This window comes from Streptosporangium sp. NPDC048886, assembly GCF_055586905.1.
The window spans coordinates 80,894-95,400 of the sequence record NZ_JBVJHH010000022.1; the positions used below are offsets into that span (position 1 = coordinate 80,894).

Below are 14,507 nucleotides of genomic sequence, written 5' to 3' on the forward strand. Positions count from 1 at the left end.
GCAGGGGGGGGCGATCTCGGCCCGGCCACGACTCCCGACGCGGCGGAGGCGGGGCCGGCACAGGTGAGCGCGGGGGCTCCGGCGGCGGCTGCGGCCAGGAGCGCGGAGATGTGTCGCATCGGCTGTCCTTTCACGGAACGATCCGACCCATCACAATTTGCGATCAGTCGCGACTCAACGTAACCGTCGTTGAGGGGAGACACCCCTTCCTTGCGCAGCCCAAGGCGGGGCACCAAGGAAGCGGGCGGATGACGGAACCCAGCGCCGAGCGAGCGCGGCCAGCTGCCGAACTGTTCTTATGAGGGAGGTAGGCCAAGTACGTCGGAAAGTGGCAGTGGCCGCCGGTTCTCTTCCGGCAAATCCCCCTTCCATGAAGTAAGCCTGGCGGCATGCCGCAGCAGCCGCCCAGGCCAGCCGACCCGCCCCGGGCCGGATCGCGCCGAAATCACTTCGCGGAAGGCACTCAGCCTCGCCAAGCCCCTCGATCTGGCCAACGGCAGCCTCACCGCCCGGAGCGAGCGCTGCCTCGACTGGCCGTGCGCGGGTCCGCTCTGCGGAGATGCATCTCCTCGCCGTCGCCCGGGGTCGATGAACCGGTGAACCCGTTGTGGCGCAGGGCCTCGGCGGCGGTCAGACCGGCCACCGAAGCTCCTACGATCACGATGCGAGAAAGCTGGTTCACGACCTGGTCAGCTGGATCGCCAGGGCCGGGCAGATGCGGGCGGCCTCACGGACGTCCTCCCGCAGTCCCGGTTCCGGGCTGTCGTGGAGGAGCGTGACGATGCCGTCTTCATCGCGCTGGCCGAACGTGTCGGGGGCGATGAGGACGCATTGCCCCGAGCCGGCGCAGGCGTCTTGATCGACGGTGACCTTCATGTGCTTTCTCCTTCGGAGATTTACCAGGTGACGGGCAGTTCGCGGACGCCGTAGAAGACGGCGCGGTGTTTGAAAGTCAGGTGTTCCAGCGGCACGGCCGGGGCCAGCGTCGGGATACGCCGGTAGAGGGTGCCGTAGACGACCTGCAGTTCCACTCGGGCCAGTGACTGGCCCAGACACTGGTGGGCGCCGTAGCCGAAGGCGACGTGGTGACGGGCCTTGCGGCGGACGTCGAGAGTGCCGGGGGCGGGGAAGGCCGACGGGTCGCGGTTGGCGGTGCTTTTCACCACGATGATGCCTTCACCCTTGCGGATCAGCCGGCCGCCGATCTCGAGGTCCTCCCGCGCGACGCGGCGGGCCTCGGTGTGAGTGATGGACAGATAGCGCAGGAGTTCTTCGACGGCGTTGGCCACCAGCCCCGCATCCCCGTCGCGCACCGCTGCCAGTTGCTCCGGGTGTGCCAGCAGCGCGGCCGTACCCAGCGCGATCATGTTCGCGGTGGTGTCGTGCCCGGCCACCAGCAGGAGCTGACCCATCGTGGAGATCTCCCGCCGGGTCATCGCGCCACTGCGATACTGTTCGACGGCCAGCCTGCTGAGGACGTCGTCGCCCGGTTCGGCGTTCTTGCTGTCCACCAGGGCGTCCAGGTAGACGTTCAGTTCCTCGCTGGCGGCCATGGCCTGCGCGGGGTCGCCCTCGTCCATGACCAGCGCGCCCGCCACGCGCTGGAAGAAGGCGCGGTCGGCGTAGGGCACTCCCAGCAGCTCGCAGATCACCAGCGTGGGAACCGGTAGCGCGATCGCCTCCACCAGGTCGGCCGGGTTCGGGCCGGCGAGCATCTCATCGATGAGGTCATCGACGATCTGCTGGATCCTGGGCCGCAGCGCCTCCATTTTTTTGATCATGAAGTCCGCGGTCATGAGCCGCCGCTGCGCGATGTGCTCCGGCGCATCCATCTGCATCAGCGTCTTCATCTGCGCGTCGCGGGCCTTGCTCACCGCGTTGGTGTGCGGGAAGCCGGGTTCTGCGACGTCTACGCTGACGCGCGGATCGGCGAGCACCGCGCGGGCATCCGCGTAGCGGGTGACCACCCAGGGGGTGCTGCCGTCCCACAGCCTCACGCGTGAAACCGGCGCTTCCTTGATCCGGCGGCCCAGCTCCGGTGCCGGATCGAACGGACATGGCGCCGCACGAGCCATCGGGAACATCTGTGGCTCTGACAGGTCGTCAGCCATGGGATCTCCTTGTTTCGAATTGCGGTCGGCGATGATGTCAGGCATGCGCCGAACAGGGGATCGAGGTCCTGAGCCGGGCATCGGGTCACGATCCTCGATGAAGCGGGGCTTGATCGGCGGGCTCCTTCCGGTCCGTGCGATCGGCGGCTCGTGCGGTGAGAGCGCCGACCGCGCAGATGATCGCGAGCCCGAACAGTACGTACCGTGCCGCGTCGAGCATCGACCCGCCCAGGTTGACCAGGGCCCCGGCCACCGCCGTGCCGAACGCGATCGCCAGGCTCGTCACGGTGGCGATCGCCGCGGCCGCCCGTCCGCCCTCCTCCGGATCGGAGGTGCTGGACATCGCGGCCACGGACAGGTGCGGGTAGGCCAGGCCGATTCCCGCACCGGCGACGAACAGCACCGGCACCCAGACCAGTACCAGCCAGATCGGCGTGTCCTCGCGCTGCAGCAGCCCCTGAACGACGAGGCCGAGCGCCAGCAGCACCGGGCCGAGTACGCGCAGCCGGCGCACCGCACGCTGCCCTGTCACCGACGAGCTGCCGATCTGGGTGAGCGACCAGCCGAGTGAGATGGCCGCGGCGAAGAACCCCGCCGCGAGGGGTGGCAGCCCGGCCAGCCGCTGACCGAACAGCGGCAAGAACGACTCGGCCGCGACGCCGAAGGCCAGCAGCCCCAGCGTCAGGTAGATCCACTTCAACGACGCCCCCTTCTGGTACGTCGTCCGCGGGAAGACCCGCAACTCGTTGCGCCGCTCATGTACGACGAATCCGGCCACCAGCAGCAGCGCCACCGCGATGCCGGCGGCCTTCGCCGGCGTGCCGGCCACGACCCCCGCCATGCTCACGGCCCCGGCGGCCCCCGTGATCAGCAGCAGCGACCCGGCCGGGACCGGCACCCGCCCGCCGCCGCGTTCGCTGCGCGGCAGCACACGAGGTACGAGCGCACCGCATCCGGTCCCGATCACCGCCATCGCCGCGAACGCCAGCCGCCACGACCCGAACTGGGCGAACAGGCCGCCGAGCGCCGGACCGGCGAAGTTGCCGACGCCGTACATCGCCGACATCAGCGCGGCGCCGCGTGTCCACAGCCGGGCCGGCAGCGCCGATCGGATGACGGCGAATCCCAGCCCGGACAGCAGCCCGGCGCCGAGCCCCTGCACGCCCCGGGAGGCCAGCAGCAACGCCATCGCCGGGCTCAGCGCGCAGGCCAGCGAGCCCGCGGTGAACATGGCGAAGCCGAGAAGGTAGGCGCCGACGTTCCCCCACAGTGACAGGGACCGGCCGGTGAGCATCGTCGCGATCACCATGGCGACGAGGTAGACCGTCATGTTCCAGGCGTAGAAGCTCGCGCCGCCGAGATCGGCCACCGCGGTCGGCAGCAGGCTCGCCGCCAGATAGATGTTGATCGCACCGACAAGCACTCCGCCGGCCAGCACGACAGCCGCACCGAGATACTCCCGGCCCAGCAGTTCCCGCCACGCTGGCGGGACGGATGTCTCGATGCCGGGCTCCGCGCCGCCGGGCTGTTCGTGGTAGCCATCGCTCATGGCTCCAAGCCTGTCGTTGAACAGGTCCCGGAGACTTCCAGCCGCGTGTTGTCCACGGTGCTGGGCCGATGGAGGAAAACCCTCAAGCCGCGGTGGAACCCTGCCCCCGCTCGCCCTGCGGGAAAGAGTCCTCTGGAGACTGCTGTACGACACGGCCGCCCGCGCCGAGGAAATCCTCACCTTCAACGGCGAAGACCTCGCCCCGGAGTTCCGCCGCGCCCGTGTCACCTCCAAGGGCGGCGCTTTCGAATACATGAACTGGGCCACCGCCACCGCCACCGCCCGGGTCCTGCCCCGTCCGCCGGCCGTACCAGCGGGCCGGTGTTCCTGGCCGGCCGGCACCGGCGTCGTGCGCCGACTCCTTCACGGTGCCGTCAGCGCGGTGCGGGTCATGACCGCAAGAGCCGGACGGCTCAGGTCCACCATCTTGACGCGGTAGGCGGACGGCTCAGCGCGGCTCCTGGATGCGGATCATGTTGCCGGTGGGATGATCGCGAGCCCGGAGGCCATGGGCTCGGACGGTCGATCGGCAGCCGCACGTACGTCTGCTCTTCGTCGGCTCGGGGACCGGTAAGGGAACTGCCATACGACGTCAGCTACGACGGCCGTGCAGGTCACTGGCTGTACGCGTGGCCCGTCCGCTGGACGGGTCCCGGTCTGGGCGTGGCGGGCCAGGGCGGGTGTCCCGCCACAGCACCGGGCCTGCTGGGCGGCCGTCACTGATGCGGGATGTCGATGCCGGCCGCGCGCAGGTCCGCCTCGACCAGCGCGTTCAACCGGGCGATGGACGGCTCCTGGTCTGCTCGGTGATGGTTGACCAGTCCGTACCGGGCGGCGGCGTCGGACTGGTTCCCGAAGCCGGTCGGCGTCGCCAGCACCGCACGGTTGGCCAGCAGCTTGCCAGCCAGCGCGGAGGCCAGTTTCTCGATCCGCGGGTCGTCCGGATCCCAGGACCTCGCGTCCAAGCCGCGCTTGGTCAGCTCGACGAACTCGGGGTCGTCGAGCGAATGTTCGAGCTGGGTCAGGAAGCTGTCGAAGATCTCCGGAATCAGCGCCCGGGCCAGCACCAGAGCCTCCCGTTGAGTGGCCACGTAGTCGGAACCGAAGCCGAGATCGGCGAGTCGCTCCAAGACCGCGCAGGCCCGGTCGGGCAGCAGGGCCCGGTCGCCATGGTCGAGCCGGTGCAGCGTGTCGCGGCGCGCGATCAGGTCCTCGATCTGTTCGGTGAGCCGACGATGGACGTCGTCCAGGGCGGCGGCGAACCGCTCGGGATCGGCGTCGAGCAGGTCACCGATCTCGGCCAGCGGCACGCCGGCCCTGGCCAGAGTCCTGGCCTGGACCAGCCGGAGCAGGTCGGCCGATCGGTAGCGTCGGTAGCCGGAACCGTCGCGTTCCGGCTCGGCGACCAGGCCGAGCCGGTGGTAGTGCCGCACGGTCTTGATCGTGACGCCGACGAACGCCGCCGCCTGACCGATCGTGAGCCCGTCTGCCATCGGCTCAGCGCGCTTCCAGATCGTGGGCGGCTGCGGTCTCGCGAACCGCGTCGGCGACAGCGCGGAAGTCCTCGCGCAGGATCGAGCCGTGGTCGCTGGCGACCTCCGCGCTCGCCTTGAAGTATGGGTTGCGGGCGATCACAGAGGCGAGGATAGCGCGTATCTGTTCCAGCTCCTCTGGTCGCGACAGGAGTTGACCTTGACCTTGGGTCAGGGTGCACGCTCATCGCATGGCCGCCTCGAAGGGGTCGGTAGCCACCAGGGCCGCCGTTGCGCTTTCGAGCTGTGCCCAACGCCTACTATCGCGAGACAAGGAATGACCGTTCATGATGGGTAAAAGCAACAGCGGCTTCTCCGAAGCGGGGCTGCGCAGGCTGCGCGAGGTGCTGGCACGGCATGTCGATTCCGGGAAGATTCCCGGGCTGGTCGCCCTGGTCGGCCGGGGCGGACAGACGCACGTCGAAGCGCTCGGGACGATGCGCCATGACGGTGGCGCGCCGATGCGCCGCGACACCATCTTCCGGATGGCGTCCACGTCCAAGCCGGTCACGATGGCGGCGGCGATGGCCCTGCTCGATGAGTGCCGGCTGCGGCTGGACGACCCGGTCGATCGGTGGCTGCCCGAACTCGCCGACCGGCGGGTGCTGAAGCGGCCCGACGGCCCGCTGGACGACACCGTGCCGGCGCGGCGACCGATCACCGTACGGGACCTGTTGACCTCCACGTTCGGACTCGGAGTGGATTTCGCGTTGCTGGACTCCCCGATCAGGGCCGCGACCTTCGAGCGGACCGACTACAGCGTGGCATCCGGGCCGGCGCCTGACCCGGACGAGTGGATGCGCCGCCTCGGCGAGCTGCCGCTGTCGTACCAGCCCGGAGAGCGGTGGCAGTACGACCTCAGCAACGAGGTAGTCGGCGTGCTTGTCGCCAGGGTCACGGGCCGGCCGTTGGAGACGTTCCTGCGCGAGCGCATCCTCGATCCGCTGGGCATGAAGGACACCGCCTTCCACGTGCCGGCCGGCAAGATCGACCGGCTGCCGCCCCTCTACGGGCCCGACCCGCAGACCGGAGAGTTCCATGTGTGGGACGAGGCGGCAGGTGGAAGGCTCAGCCGGCCTCCGGCCTTCCAGGGCGGCGGCGGCGGGCTGGTCTCCACCGTCGACGACTACCACGCCTACTTCCAGATGCTGCTGAATCACGGCATGCACGGGAGCGAACGGATCCTGTCCCGGCCCGCCGTCGAGCTGATGACCACCAATCACCTCACGCCCGAGCAACAAGCCGCCCGGGACGCCATGTACAGGAACAACGTCCATATCATGTTCGGCCAGGGGCAGCAGGGCGGCTGGGGCTTCGGGATGGCGGTGCGCACCTACCGTGGCGACTACGCGCCCGTCGGCCAGTTCGGCTGGGACGGCGGCAGCGGCACCACGGCCTACGCCGACCCGGACAACCAGCTCACCGGAATCCTGCTCACCCAGGTCGGGCTGTCCACCCCGGATTCGATGCGGCTCATCCACGACTTCTGGACCACGCTCTACCAGGCCATCGGCGACTGACAACGCACTCGCTGAGCTCGGCGTGGCCGGTCCACATGCGCAGACGCCGGGCCGAGCGGGCACAACCGATCGACGATCCCGTCAAAAGACGAGGGCGATCCCGTCAGAGACGAGGGCGGCAAGAGGATGCCGGCGTCCCAGAGCGGCCGGCGGCGTTCGGGCGGTTCGTGCTCTTCGCCATGGCGCTCATCCGGGTCGCGGCCGGCCTGGGCCTGATCAGCCCGAACGGCGAGGCCGCCGGCGAGAACGCGATGCCCGGTGGTCCTGCGCCCTCGGCATGGTCGGCCTCCACCATCGCGACCCCGACACCACGGTCGCCGGGATGGAGGAATTCCGCGCCCTCTCCCTCCGCCTCCCCTGATCGCCGGGCAGGCGCCGTATCCACCCCGCGTGGATGCGGCGCCTGCTTCAAGACACGCAGGAGCCGGGTGAGCACCCATCCGGGGTCCGTCGGCCTGTGCCGATGTGGTCGCCCGGCTCGGGGTCCGCGGGCGATCCCAAGCCTTCGGTGATCCACCTGATCACCGGCTCCAAGCGCCTGCTACGCCGAGCCGGGTCAGCCACCGGCCGGCGGCTCGATGGCCGGACAGTGCGCACCGCGCGCCGGCGTCCGCAGGCTGATCAGGTACCGCTCGGTCGCCGCAGTGACGCAGCCGCTGTCCATCGAGTACACCCCATGGCCCCACCCGTCGTAGGTGAGCAGCACCGTACCCGGCTGGCGCGCCACGTTCTGGGCCCACTCGTACGGTGTGACCGGGTCGTACCGGCTGTTGAGCATCAGCACCGGGGGCACGCCCTTCCACCGCAGCGGCTCCTGCGGGTTGCGCGCCCGGGCCGGCCAGCCGACGCACGTCATGGTCGAGGCCCAGGCCTGTGCGGGTAGTTTCATGTCCGGCGCCACCTGAGCGAGTTTTCGGCGGTATGCCTGCACCTCGTCGACGTTGCGGACCGGCACTCTCCAGTCCTGGCAGAAGATGGGCGTGGCCGGGTCCTCGACCGGCTTCTCCGCGACCAGCTTCGGCGTGGCGGTGACCGCCGGCTCCGGCTTGCCCGCCAGCAGTTTCTCCTGGTCCTCCGACAACGACTTCCAGTACGGGCCGATGAAGGCGTATTGGGTGTCGAGGAGCAGTTCGATGAGGCTGATCTTCTCCGTCGTACGCGGATCGATCAGCTCCCCCCGTTCGGCTCTGGCGTACAGCTCGGCGAAGACGCGGCGGACGTCCCTGCCGTGCAGCGCGCAGTCGGTCGAGCGCCGGCACCAGGCCACGTACTGGTCGAAGCTCTCCTGCACGGCCTTCGCCTCACTGCGCAGGAAACTCCACGTCGTGGCCTGGCTGTGGTCCATGGTGCTGTCGAGCACCATCGCACGGACCCGGTGCGGGAACATCTGGGCGTACTGCTGGCCCATCAGGGTGCCGTACGAGTTGCCGTAGTAGGTCAGCTCGCGCTCGCCGAGGGCGGCCCGGATCGCGTCCATGTCCCGGACGACGCTCTTGTTGTCCACGAGGTCGACCAGCGGCCCGCTCAGCTTCCGGCAGCTGTCGCCGTACGCCCGGTTGAGCTCGCGGAGGCGGCGGAACTGCTCCGCCGTGGTGGGCAGCACGTCGGGGGGCTGCAACGTCGTGGGCCGGCACCGGATCAGGTGGCTGCGGCCCACGCCCCGGGGGTCGAACCCGACGAGGTCGAAGCGGCGGCGCACGTCGGCGGAGAAACTGCCGCCTATGGCGTCCGCCTGGACGTCCTCCACGCCCGATGCTCCCGGGCCGCCCGGGTTGATCAGGATGGAGCCGATGCGTGCGCTCGGGTCTGTGGCCTTCCGCCGGGCGAGCGCGATCTCGATCGCCGGTCCGTCCGGTTGGGACCAGTCGATCGGCACGGTCACGCCGCCGCACTCCACCGCCGGCGTGTCCGGACACGGCTTCCAGCCGATGCTCTCCGTCACGGAACGCGGCTCGCCCTGCGAGTCCGCGCGCACCGGCGCGATGCCGAGCGCCGCACTGGTCACCAGCGCGGTGAGGGCCGCGCCGGCCCAGACTTGTCGTCTCATGTCATGCCTTCTCGTTCTGGCCGGTACGGGCGGTGTCAGCTCGGCATACCGGCGACGACGCGGGGGCGTCGGAGGGGTCGTGGGTGTCGTGGGTTCTATTCGCTGCGCAGTCCACCGGGCTTGGTCAGTCGCCACAGCAGCGGCAGGCTGGCCGTGGTGGTCAGCAGGACGACCAGGGCGGCGGCGCCGGAGGTGGCACCGATGCCGAGCCAGTCGAGCCGGATCGAGGCGCCGGCGGCGGCCTGCAGGATCACCGACAGTCCGGTGCCGGTCAGAACGGCCAGGGTGAGGCCGAGCATGATCGGAATGGCGATCTGGTGGAGGACCGATCCGCTCAGGGTGTTGCGGCGGGTGCCGAAGGCGACGAGCACGGCGAGCAGCCGGCGCCGTTCGCGGAGTTGCTCGGCGATGTTGACCAGCAGACTGGCGCCGATGAGCAGCAGCAGCGCAGTGGCGCCGGCGAGGAGCCCCTGCCTGATGGTCACCAGGGTATCGTCGAGTGCCCGCGACTCGATCAGCTGGACGTGGGCGGTCGGGTTCACCCGGGCGGCGGCGTTGCGGAGCCGGTCGAGGGCGTCGGGGTCGGCCGGGTCCAGCGTGACGTAGTGCGTGACGCCGGACGGGATGGGCTGGCTGCCGCGCAGCGCCGCGGGGGTGGCCAGGACAGTTGCGACCGTCGGCTGGACGGGCCCGGGGTGCGGCTGGACGGTGCGGACCGTGGCGGGCAGGGTCCACCGCGGAAGCGGTCCGGCTGCCGTCTTCGTGGCCTCGCCGAGGGTGTAGGCGGTACCGGGGCGGGGTGGCGGCGCCGACGAGACGACGACGAACGTGTCGCCGTCGGCGCAGGCGCCGAGCTGGGCCTCCTGCCGCAGCACGGCGCAGTCCCCGACCAGCAGATTGGTGAAGGCGTCCGGTGCGGCGGCGGATCCGGCGGGGACGGCCTTCACCGATGCCACGGCGGCGGCAGCACGGACGCCGGGGGCGTTGTGCAACGCGCTCTCCCAGCGCCTCAGCTCGGTCGCCCGGTCGGCGCCGGACCCGCCGAGCCTGGACGTGGGGAACACCTCGGCCTGGAACCGGTCGGTGTCGCGCCGGTTCTCTGCGGTGTTCTGGGCCTGGACGGCGGCGAGCAGCCCCTGCAACGCGATCACGCCGGCGACCGCGACGGCGATGCCGGACACCGCCCGCACCGCGGTGCCGCTGTCCAGCTGCAACCGGCGGACCGCCAACTGCCAGGCGACGCCTCCGCCCCCCAGCCGGCGGACCGTCGCCTCCACCACCCAGGGCAGCAACAGGGCCACGCCGACCAGCAGGGCCGCCACCCCCGCCATGACCTGGAACTCGAACCCCGTCGCCTGCTCGGAGAGCCCGCTGCGCAACGGGTACAGCAGGACCAGTCCGGCCGCGGGCAGCATCAGCCTCCACCACAGCCGCCGGCGGCGGTCACCACTGAGCCTGACCACGCCGAGCGGCTCGACCACCACCCGCCGCAGCGCGGACAGCGTCACCAGCACCGCCGCGACCGGCACCATCGCGACCACCAGCACCGCCAGAACCGGGACCGGCCGGAAGTCGGCAGGGTAGAAGCTCATGCCGGCCGGGAGGATCCATTCGGCCGGCACGCGCACGGCGACGTAGAACAGCCCGCCGACGGCCAGCCCCAGCAGGGCGCCGGCCAGGGTCTCCCCGGCGGCGATCCGCCGGGTCATGGCGGCGTCCGCACCGACCAGCCGCAGCGCGGCCAGCCGGCGGTCACGGGCCTCGCCGCCGAAGCGCACCGCGGTGGTCACGAAGATCGCCACCGGCAGCAGCAGCACGACCAGCCCGACCACTCCCAGCAGCATCAGCACCGGCGGCACTCCCTCGTCGAGGTCCCACCCGCCGAACGACCGCACCCGGGTGGCGGAGTCTTCGGTGAGCCGGTCGGTGCCCAGGTAGAAGGCGTACTCGCCGGGACCGGCCAGTCCTTCCACGCCGATAGTGCCGACCACGCGCGCGCCCCACCGGCCGCGCAGCAGCGCCCCCTCGTCGGCGGCGAGCAGCCGGGCCAGGGCAGGCGAGATCGCCATCTCGCCGGAGGCAAGCCGCCGCGACACCCCCGGCGGCAGCGGGGCCCGCTCCCCCTCGAACTGCACCAGCCGCCCGTAGATCTCCCTGCCTCGGTACTGCGTGTCCGCTCTGTCGATGAGCAAGGTGCCGGCGCCGCTGGGCATCGACTGCGTCCAGTCCACGTCACGGGCGGCGAGCCGGGCGTCGCGGGCCGCCACCATGGTCGGGAGGCTGGCGGCGATGAGCAGCATCGCCACCCCGAGTCCCACCCCGAGCGAGATCATCGCGAGCCGGGCCCAACCTGAACGGCCGCCCGCCACGCTCAACCGCATCCCCAACGCCAGCTCGCCGACCCACCGCGCGAAGGCACCGCGCCGCGGCGCGCCGCCCGCGCTCATCAGACGTACTCCTGCTCGCGGACGCGGCCATCACGGACCGTGGCCTCCCGGTCGGAGTACGCGGCGACCCGCGCCTCGTGGGTGACCAGCACCACCGCCGCGCCGGTCTCCCGGGCCGCCGCGGTGAACAGCTGCATCACCCGCTCCCCGTTGAGCGAGTCCAACGCTCCCGTCGGCTCGTCGGCGAAGATCACCCGAGGTCCGGTGACCAGCGCGCGGGCCACCGCCACCCGCTGGCCCTGCCCGCCGGACGCCTGGCCGGGCCGCTTGTCCGCCACGTCCGCGACTTCCAGCCGCTCCAGCAGGCCGGCCGCCCGCCGGGTCGCCTCCCGCCGCCGCGTCCCGGCCAGCCGCAACGGCAGCGCCACGTTCTCCAGGCAGGTCAGCTCCGGCACCAGCTGCCCGAACTGGAACACGAAACCGAACTCGGTGCGGCGCAGCGCGCTGCGCTGCGCGTCCGACATGGCCGCCATGTCCTGACCTGCGTAGCTCACCCGGCCGGAGTCCGGGGTGAGGATCCCGGCCAGGCAGTGCAGCAGCGTGGACTTGCCGGAGCCGGACGACCCCAGCAGCGCCAGCACCTCTCCGGAGTGCACCTGCAGCGAGGCGCCGTCCAGGGCCGGGGTGGCACCGAAGCTCTTGACAAGGTTCTCGGCGACCAGCAGCGGCGCGTTCGGGGTCGGGCGGCTCATCACGCGTCCCCCCGCACCTGGTCGCCGAGCTGGTCCAGCCTGGCCGCGGTCAGTTCGAGCCAGCGCAGGTCGGCCTCCAGGTGGAACAGGGCGTGGTCGCAGATGAGCTGGTCGGCCAGGTCGCCGTCGCTCTTGCGGCGGGTCAGCTCGCGCATCAGCCGCAGGTGCTCGGTGCGCTGGGTGTCCAGCAGGTCGGCGGCGTCCCGGCCGGTGAGCAGAGCCAGGACGACCTTGGTGTAGAGGGTGCTCTGCAGGTACGGCTCGGGCTTCTCCGGCTGGGCCAGCCAGCCGGCCACGTCGGTGACGCCGGCCGAGGTGATCGCGTACCGTTTGCGGTCCGGGCCGTCGCCCGGTTCGGACTCCACCTCCACGAGGCCGTTCTTCAGCAGCCGCGCGAGGGTCGCGTAGACCTGGCCGTAGTGCAGCGCCCGGCCCTGGCCGAACCGTTCGTCGTAGGAGCGCTTCAGGTCGTAACCGTGGCGGGGACCGGATTCCAACAAGCCCAAGAGAGCAAAGCCAACTGACATGCCGATCACTATACACACCGTCTATACACTCAATGTCTAGCCTGGCTCGGAGCCGATCTCGTATCTCCACGTCGGGGTCGAGCAGCGCGAGCAGGGCCGCGAAGTCACCGCCACGTGACGCGGCCTGGAAGGCGGCGACGATCTCCCGCTGCCTGGCGGGATCGGTCCCGGAGTCGGGGGCCGTCGTCCGCTGTACGCGTCGGCGGGCGCGGCTGGCCAGTTGCCGGGCCGCGGCAGGCGAACGGTTCACGATCAACGCGATCTCGCCGAACGGCACAGCGAACATGTCGTGCAGGACGAACGCGATCCGTTCCGCGGGCGCGAGCATGTCGAGCACCACCAGCAGAGCCAAGCCGACCGAGTCGGCGATGACCACCTCGTGCTCGGGGCCGTCCGCCTCGGGAGGGTCGGCCATCGGGTCCGGCCCGGAGGCGCGTAGCGGCTCCTCGCGGCGCGTCCTGCGGTCGCGCAGCATGTTCAGCGCTACCCGTGCGACGATCGTGGTGAGCCAGCCCGGCACGTTCCGCACGTCCTCCGTGCCGGCGCGGCTGAGCCGTAGCCATGCCTCCTGGAGCGCGTCGTCGGCCTCGCTTGACGAGCCGAGCAGCCGGTAGGCCACTGCCCACAGATGGTCGCGATGCTGCTGGAACCAGCCGGCCAGCAGGTCCTTCTCCTCCATTGACCCCGTCCCCCTCGTGCTGCCTGTAACGGATGACAGAAAAAACCTCGGAGATGTGACAGACGGCTCGCCGTCACAACCTCTCCTCACGGCGTGTCGTCAGGGCGGAAGTCCAGCCAACGGAGCGGAGAAACACATGCAAGCACGGATGAAGAATCCTGCCGTCGTCCTGTCGGAGGCGATGGCACCCGTCCAGGAGCTCTTCAAGGCCGCCCGTACGGGCGGCGTGCCGGAGAGCACGCTGGAGCTGGTGCACCTGCGCGCCAGCCAGATCAACGGTTGCGGCCCCTGCGTGGAGTCGGGTGTCCGTACCGCCGGGAAGAGCGGCGAGAGCGATGAGCGGATGGGGCTGGTCGTGGCCTGGCGGGAGGCGCCGTACTTCACCGACGCCGAGCGGGCCGCGCCGGCCCTCACCGAGGCCGCCACCCGGCTCGCCGACCGTACCGACCCGGTCCCCGACCAGATCTGGGAGGAGGCGGCCCGGCATTACGACGGAGCGGGGCTGGCCGCGATCGTTCTGATGGCGGCGGTGACGAACCTGTCGAACCGGCTCAACGTCGCCACCCGGCAGCCCGCGGGCCAGAAGCGGGGCTGAGTCGCGTGGCGAACACGACGGAGTGCTCATGACCGCACGTATCTGGCCGCGACGGCTGTCCACGACCCTTTACTGGTATCTGGCCGTGTCGTTCCTCATCGGCTCTGTCACCAAGTTCTGGCCCGGGCCGACATTCTTCGGTCCGGCCTACGCGGAGAAGTTCGCCGACTGGGGTTGGCCACCGTGGATGCGGTTCGTAGTCGGCGCCCTGGAGCTCGTCCTCGGGCTAATGATGATCGTCCCGCGGCGTCGGGTCAGGTTCATCGGCGCCGCGGGACTGGTGTCCGTGCTGATCGGCGCGGTGACGACCCATCTCGTCGATGTCGCCCCCTTGTATGAGGAGGTATCGGCGCCGGTGCACCTGATCATCATGATCGGCGTAGCGCTGGCGAACCGGCCATCGGACTGGCGGGACCTTCTCCGTCCCCTCGACGACCGCAGTGCCCGCACGGCGCCGAGCCCGTCGGTCGGCCGGGCGTCGACCGTTCGGTAGGGGAAACCGGCATGGCCATGATCCAGCTGGTGATCATGGCCATGCCGACTCGCGCTCGCCGCCTCTTCCAGCCGCCTCCCACTCTCCCACTGGGCCACGTCGACGAACCGTAGCTCAGCGTCGTCGATCATCGATCGGTGCAGCCGGGCGCGGATGAATCCCGGCTGCCTGGCCATGATCTCGGCGTTCTCCCGCCACAGCGGCAGGAACGCCTCCGACTCCTCCACCGGTACGGTGAAAGCGTTGATCATGGTGATCGGCTCGTCGACAGGCGTTTCGGTACGGGTGATCGGAACTTCCTTCATGATTTCTCCC

The 14,507-nt window shown here is 70.6% G+C and carries 13 protein-coding genes and 2 pseudogenes; 3 read left to right on the forward strand and 12 right to left on the reverse strand.

Going from position 1 to position 14,507, the window contains the following annotated elements:
- Positions 1-502 precede the first annotated feature (502 nt).
- The 6 genes from ACZ6R6_RS26665 to ACZ6R6_RS26690 all read right to left on the reverse strand — a co-directional run bounded on the left by ACZ6R6_RS26665 (position 503) and on the right by ACZ6R6_RS26690 (position 5,295).
- Complete coding sequence (locus tag ACZ6R6_RS26665; protein ID WP_470097670.1) at positions 503-643, reverse strand: hypothetical protein; 141 nt, start codon at positions 641-643, stop codon at positions 503-505.
- Between the two features lie 35 nt (positions 644-678).
- Positions 679-876 carry a ferredoxin gene (locus tag ACZ6R6_RS26670; RefSeq protein ID WP_470097672.1) on the reverse strand — a complete coding sequence of 66 codons (198 nt, stop codon included), beginning with the start codon at positions 874-876 and terminating at the stop codon, positions 679-681.
- Between the two features lie 20 nt (positions 877-896).
- The gene (locus ACZ6R6_RS26675) at positions 897-2,156 is read right to left on the reverse strand and encodes a cytochrome P450 (protein WP_470097674.1); all 1,260 of its coding nucleotides are present in this window, start codon (positions 2,154-2,156) and stop codon (positions 897-899) included.
- 40 nt (positions 2,157-2,196) lie between these two features.
- On the reverse strand, positions 2,197-3,660 hold the full coding sequence (locus ACZ6R6_RS26680) for an MFS transporter (RefSeq protein WP_470097676.1): 1,464 nt from the start codon (positions 3,658-3,660) through the stop codon (positions 2,197-2,199).
- A 716-nt stretch (positions 3,661-4,376) separates the two neighbouring features.
- A complete protein-coding gene (locus tag ACZ6R6_RS26685) occupies positions 4,377-5,153 on the reverse strand; it encodes a MerR family transcriptional regulator (RefSeq protein WP_470097678.1) in 777 nt (258 codons plus the stop codon).
- Positions 5,154-5,157: 4 nt separating this feature from the next.
- A complete protein-coding gene (locus tag ACZ6R6_RS26690) occupies positions 5,158-5,295 on the reverse strand; it encodes a hypothetical protein (protein ID WP_470097680.1) in 138 nt (45 codons plus the stop codon).
- Positions 5,296-5,479: 184 nt separating this feature from the next.
- On the opposite strand from ACZ6R6_RS26690, the gene ACZ6R6_RS26695 reads away from it, so the two are divergent.
- A complete protein-coding gene (locus ACZ6R6_RS26695) occupies positions 5,480-6,712 on the forward strand; it encodes a serine hydrolase domain-containing protein (RefSeq protein WP_470097682.1) in 1,233 nt (410 codons plus the stop codon).
- Positions 6,713-7,268: 556 nt separating this feature from the next.
- Here ACZ6R6_RS26695 and ACZ6R6_RS26700 read toward each other — a convergent pair.
- From ACZ6R6_RS26700 to ACZ6R6_RS26720, 5 genes and pseudogenes are all read right to left on the reverse strand, one after another.
- A complete protein-coding gene (locus tag ACZ6R6_RS26700; protein ID WP_470097684.1) occupies positions 7,269-8,759 on the reverse strand; it encodes an alpha/beta hydrolase in 1,491 nt (496 codons plus the stop codon).
- 95 nt (positions 8,760-8,854) lie between these two features.
- A complete protein-coding gene (locus tag ACZ6R6_RS26705; RefSeq protein WP_470097686.1) occupies positions 8,855-11,206 on the reverse strand; it encodes an FtsX-like permease family protein in 2,352 nt (783 codons plus the stop codon).
- The gene (locus ACZ6R6_RS26710) at positions 11,206-11,898 is read right to left on the reverse strand and encodes an ABC transporter ATP-binding protein (protein ID WP_470097829.1); all 693 of its coding nucleotides are present in this window, start codon (positions 11,896-11,898) and stop codon (positions 11,206-11,208) included. Before ACZ6R6_RS26710 ends, ACZ6R6_RS26705 begins: the two co-directional genes overlap by 1 nt.
- Positions 11,898-12,425 carry a PadR family transcriptional regulator gene (locus ACZ6R6_RS26715; RefSeq protein WP_470097688.1) on the reverse strand — a complete coding sequence of 176 codons (528 nt, stop codon included), beginning with the start codon at positions 12,423-12,425 and terminating at the stop codon, positions 11,898-11,900. The genes ACZ6R6_RS26710 and ACZ6R6_RS26715 overlap by 1 nt, the downstream gene beginning before the upstream one ends.
- Positions 12,426-12,672: 247 nt before the next feature.
- Positions 12,673-13,104, reverse strand: a pseudogene (locus ACZ6R6_RS26720) (sigma factor); the annotation flags it as partial.
- Between the two features lie 148 nt (positions 13,105-13,252).
- Between ACZ6R6_RS26720 and ACZ6R6_RS26725 the strand changes: the two are divergent.
- Both ACZ6R6_RS26725 and ACZ6R6_RS26730 read left to right on the forward strand, forming a co-directional pair.
- On the forward strand, positions 13,253-13,699 hold the full coding sequence (locus tag ACZ6R6_RS26725; protein ID WP_470097689.1) for a carboxymuconolactone decarboxylase family protein: 447 nt from the start codon (positions 13,253-13,255) through the stop codon (positions 13,697-13,699).
- Positions 13,700-13,727: 28 nt separating this feature from the next.
- On the forward strand, positions 13,728-14,192 hold the full coding sequence (locus ACZ6R6_RS26730) for a DoxX family protein (RefSeq protein ID WP_470097690.1): 465 nt from the start codon (positions 13,728-13,730) through the stop codon (positions 14,190-14,192).
- A gap of 74 nt (positions 14,193-14,266) precedes the next feature.
- Here ACZ6R6_RS26730 and ACZ6R6_RS26735 read toward each other — a convergent pair.
- Positions 14,267-14,497, reverse strand: a pseudogene (locus ACZ6R6_RS26735) (antibiotic biosynthesis monooxygenase family protein); the annotation flags it as partial.
- Between the last annotated feature and the right edge of the window lie 10 nt (positions 14,498-14,507).

Coding starts and splice junctions, on each gene's coding strand:
- ACZ6R6_RS26710 (WP_470097829.1), bottom strand. CDS start 11,898: ATGAGCCGCCCGACCCCGAACGCGCCGCTGCTGGTCGCCGAGAACCTT.
- ACZ6R6_RS26680 (WP_470097676.1), bottom strand. CDS start 3,660: ATGAGCGATGGCTACCACGAACAGCCCGGCGGCGCGGAGCCCGGCATC.
- ACZ6R6_RS26700 (WP_470097684.1), bottom strand. CDS start 8,759: ATGAGACGACAAGTCTGGGCCGGCGCGGCCCTCACCGCGCTGGTGACC.
- ACZ6R6_RS26695 (WP_470097682.1), top strand. CDS start 5,480: ATGATGGGTAAAAGCAACAGCGGCTTCTCCGAAGCGGGGCTGCGCAGG.
- ACZ6R6_RS26675 (WP_470097674.1), bottom strand. CDS start 2,156: ATGCCTGACATCATCGCCGACCGCAATTCGAAACAAGGAGATCCCATG.
- ACZ6R6_RS26685 (WP_470097678.1), bottom strand. CDS start 5,153: ATGGCAGACGGGCTCACGATCGGTCAGGCGGCGGCGTTCGTCGGCGTC.
- ACZ6R6_RS26715 (WP_470097688.1), bottom strand. CDS start 12,425: ATGTCAGTTGGCTTTGCTCTCTTGGGCTTGTTGGAATCCGGTCCCCGC.
- ACZ6R6_RS26705 (WP_470097686.1), bottom strand. CDS start 11,206: ATGAGCGCGGGCGGCGCGCCGCGGCGCGGTGCCTTCGCGCGGTGGGTC.
- ACZ6R6_RS26730 (WP_470097690.1), top strand. CDS start 13,728: ATGACCGCACGTATCTGGCCGCGACGGCTGTCCACGACCCTTTACTGG.
- ACZ6R6_RS26725 (WP_470097689.1), top strand. CDS start 13,253: ATGAAGAATCCTGCCGTCGTCCTGTCGGAGGCGATGGCACCCGTCCAG.
- ACZ6R6_RS26670 (WP_470097672.1), bottom strand. CDS start 876: ATGAAGGTCACCGTCGATCAAGACGCCTGCGCCGGCTCGGGGCAATGC.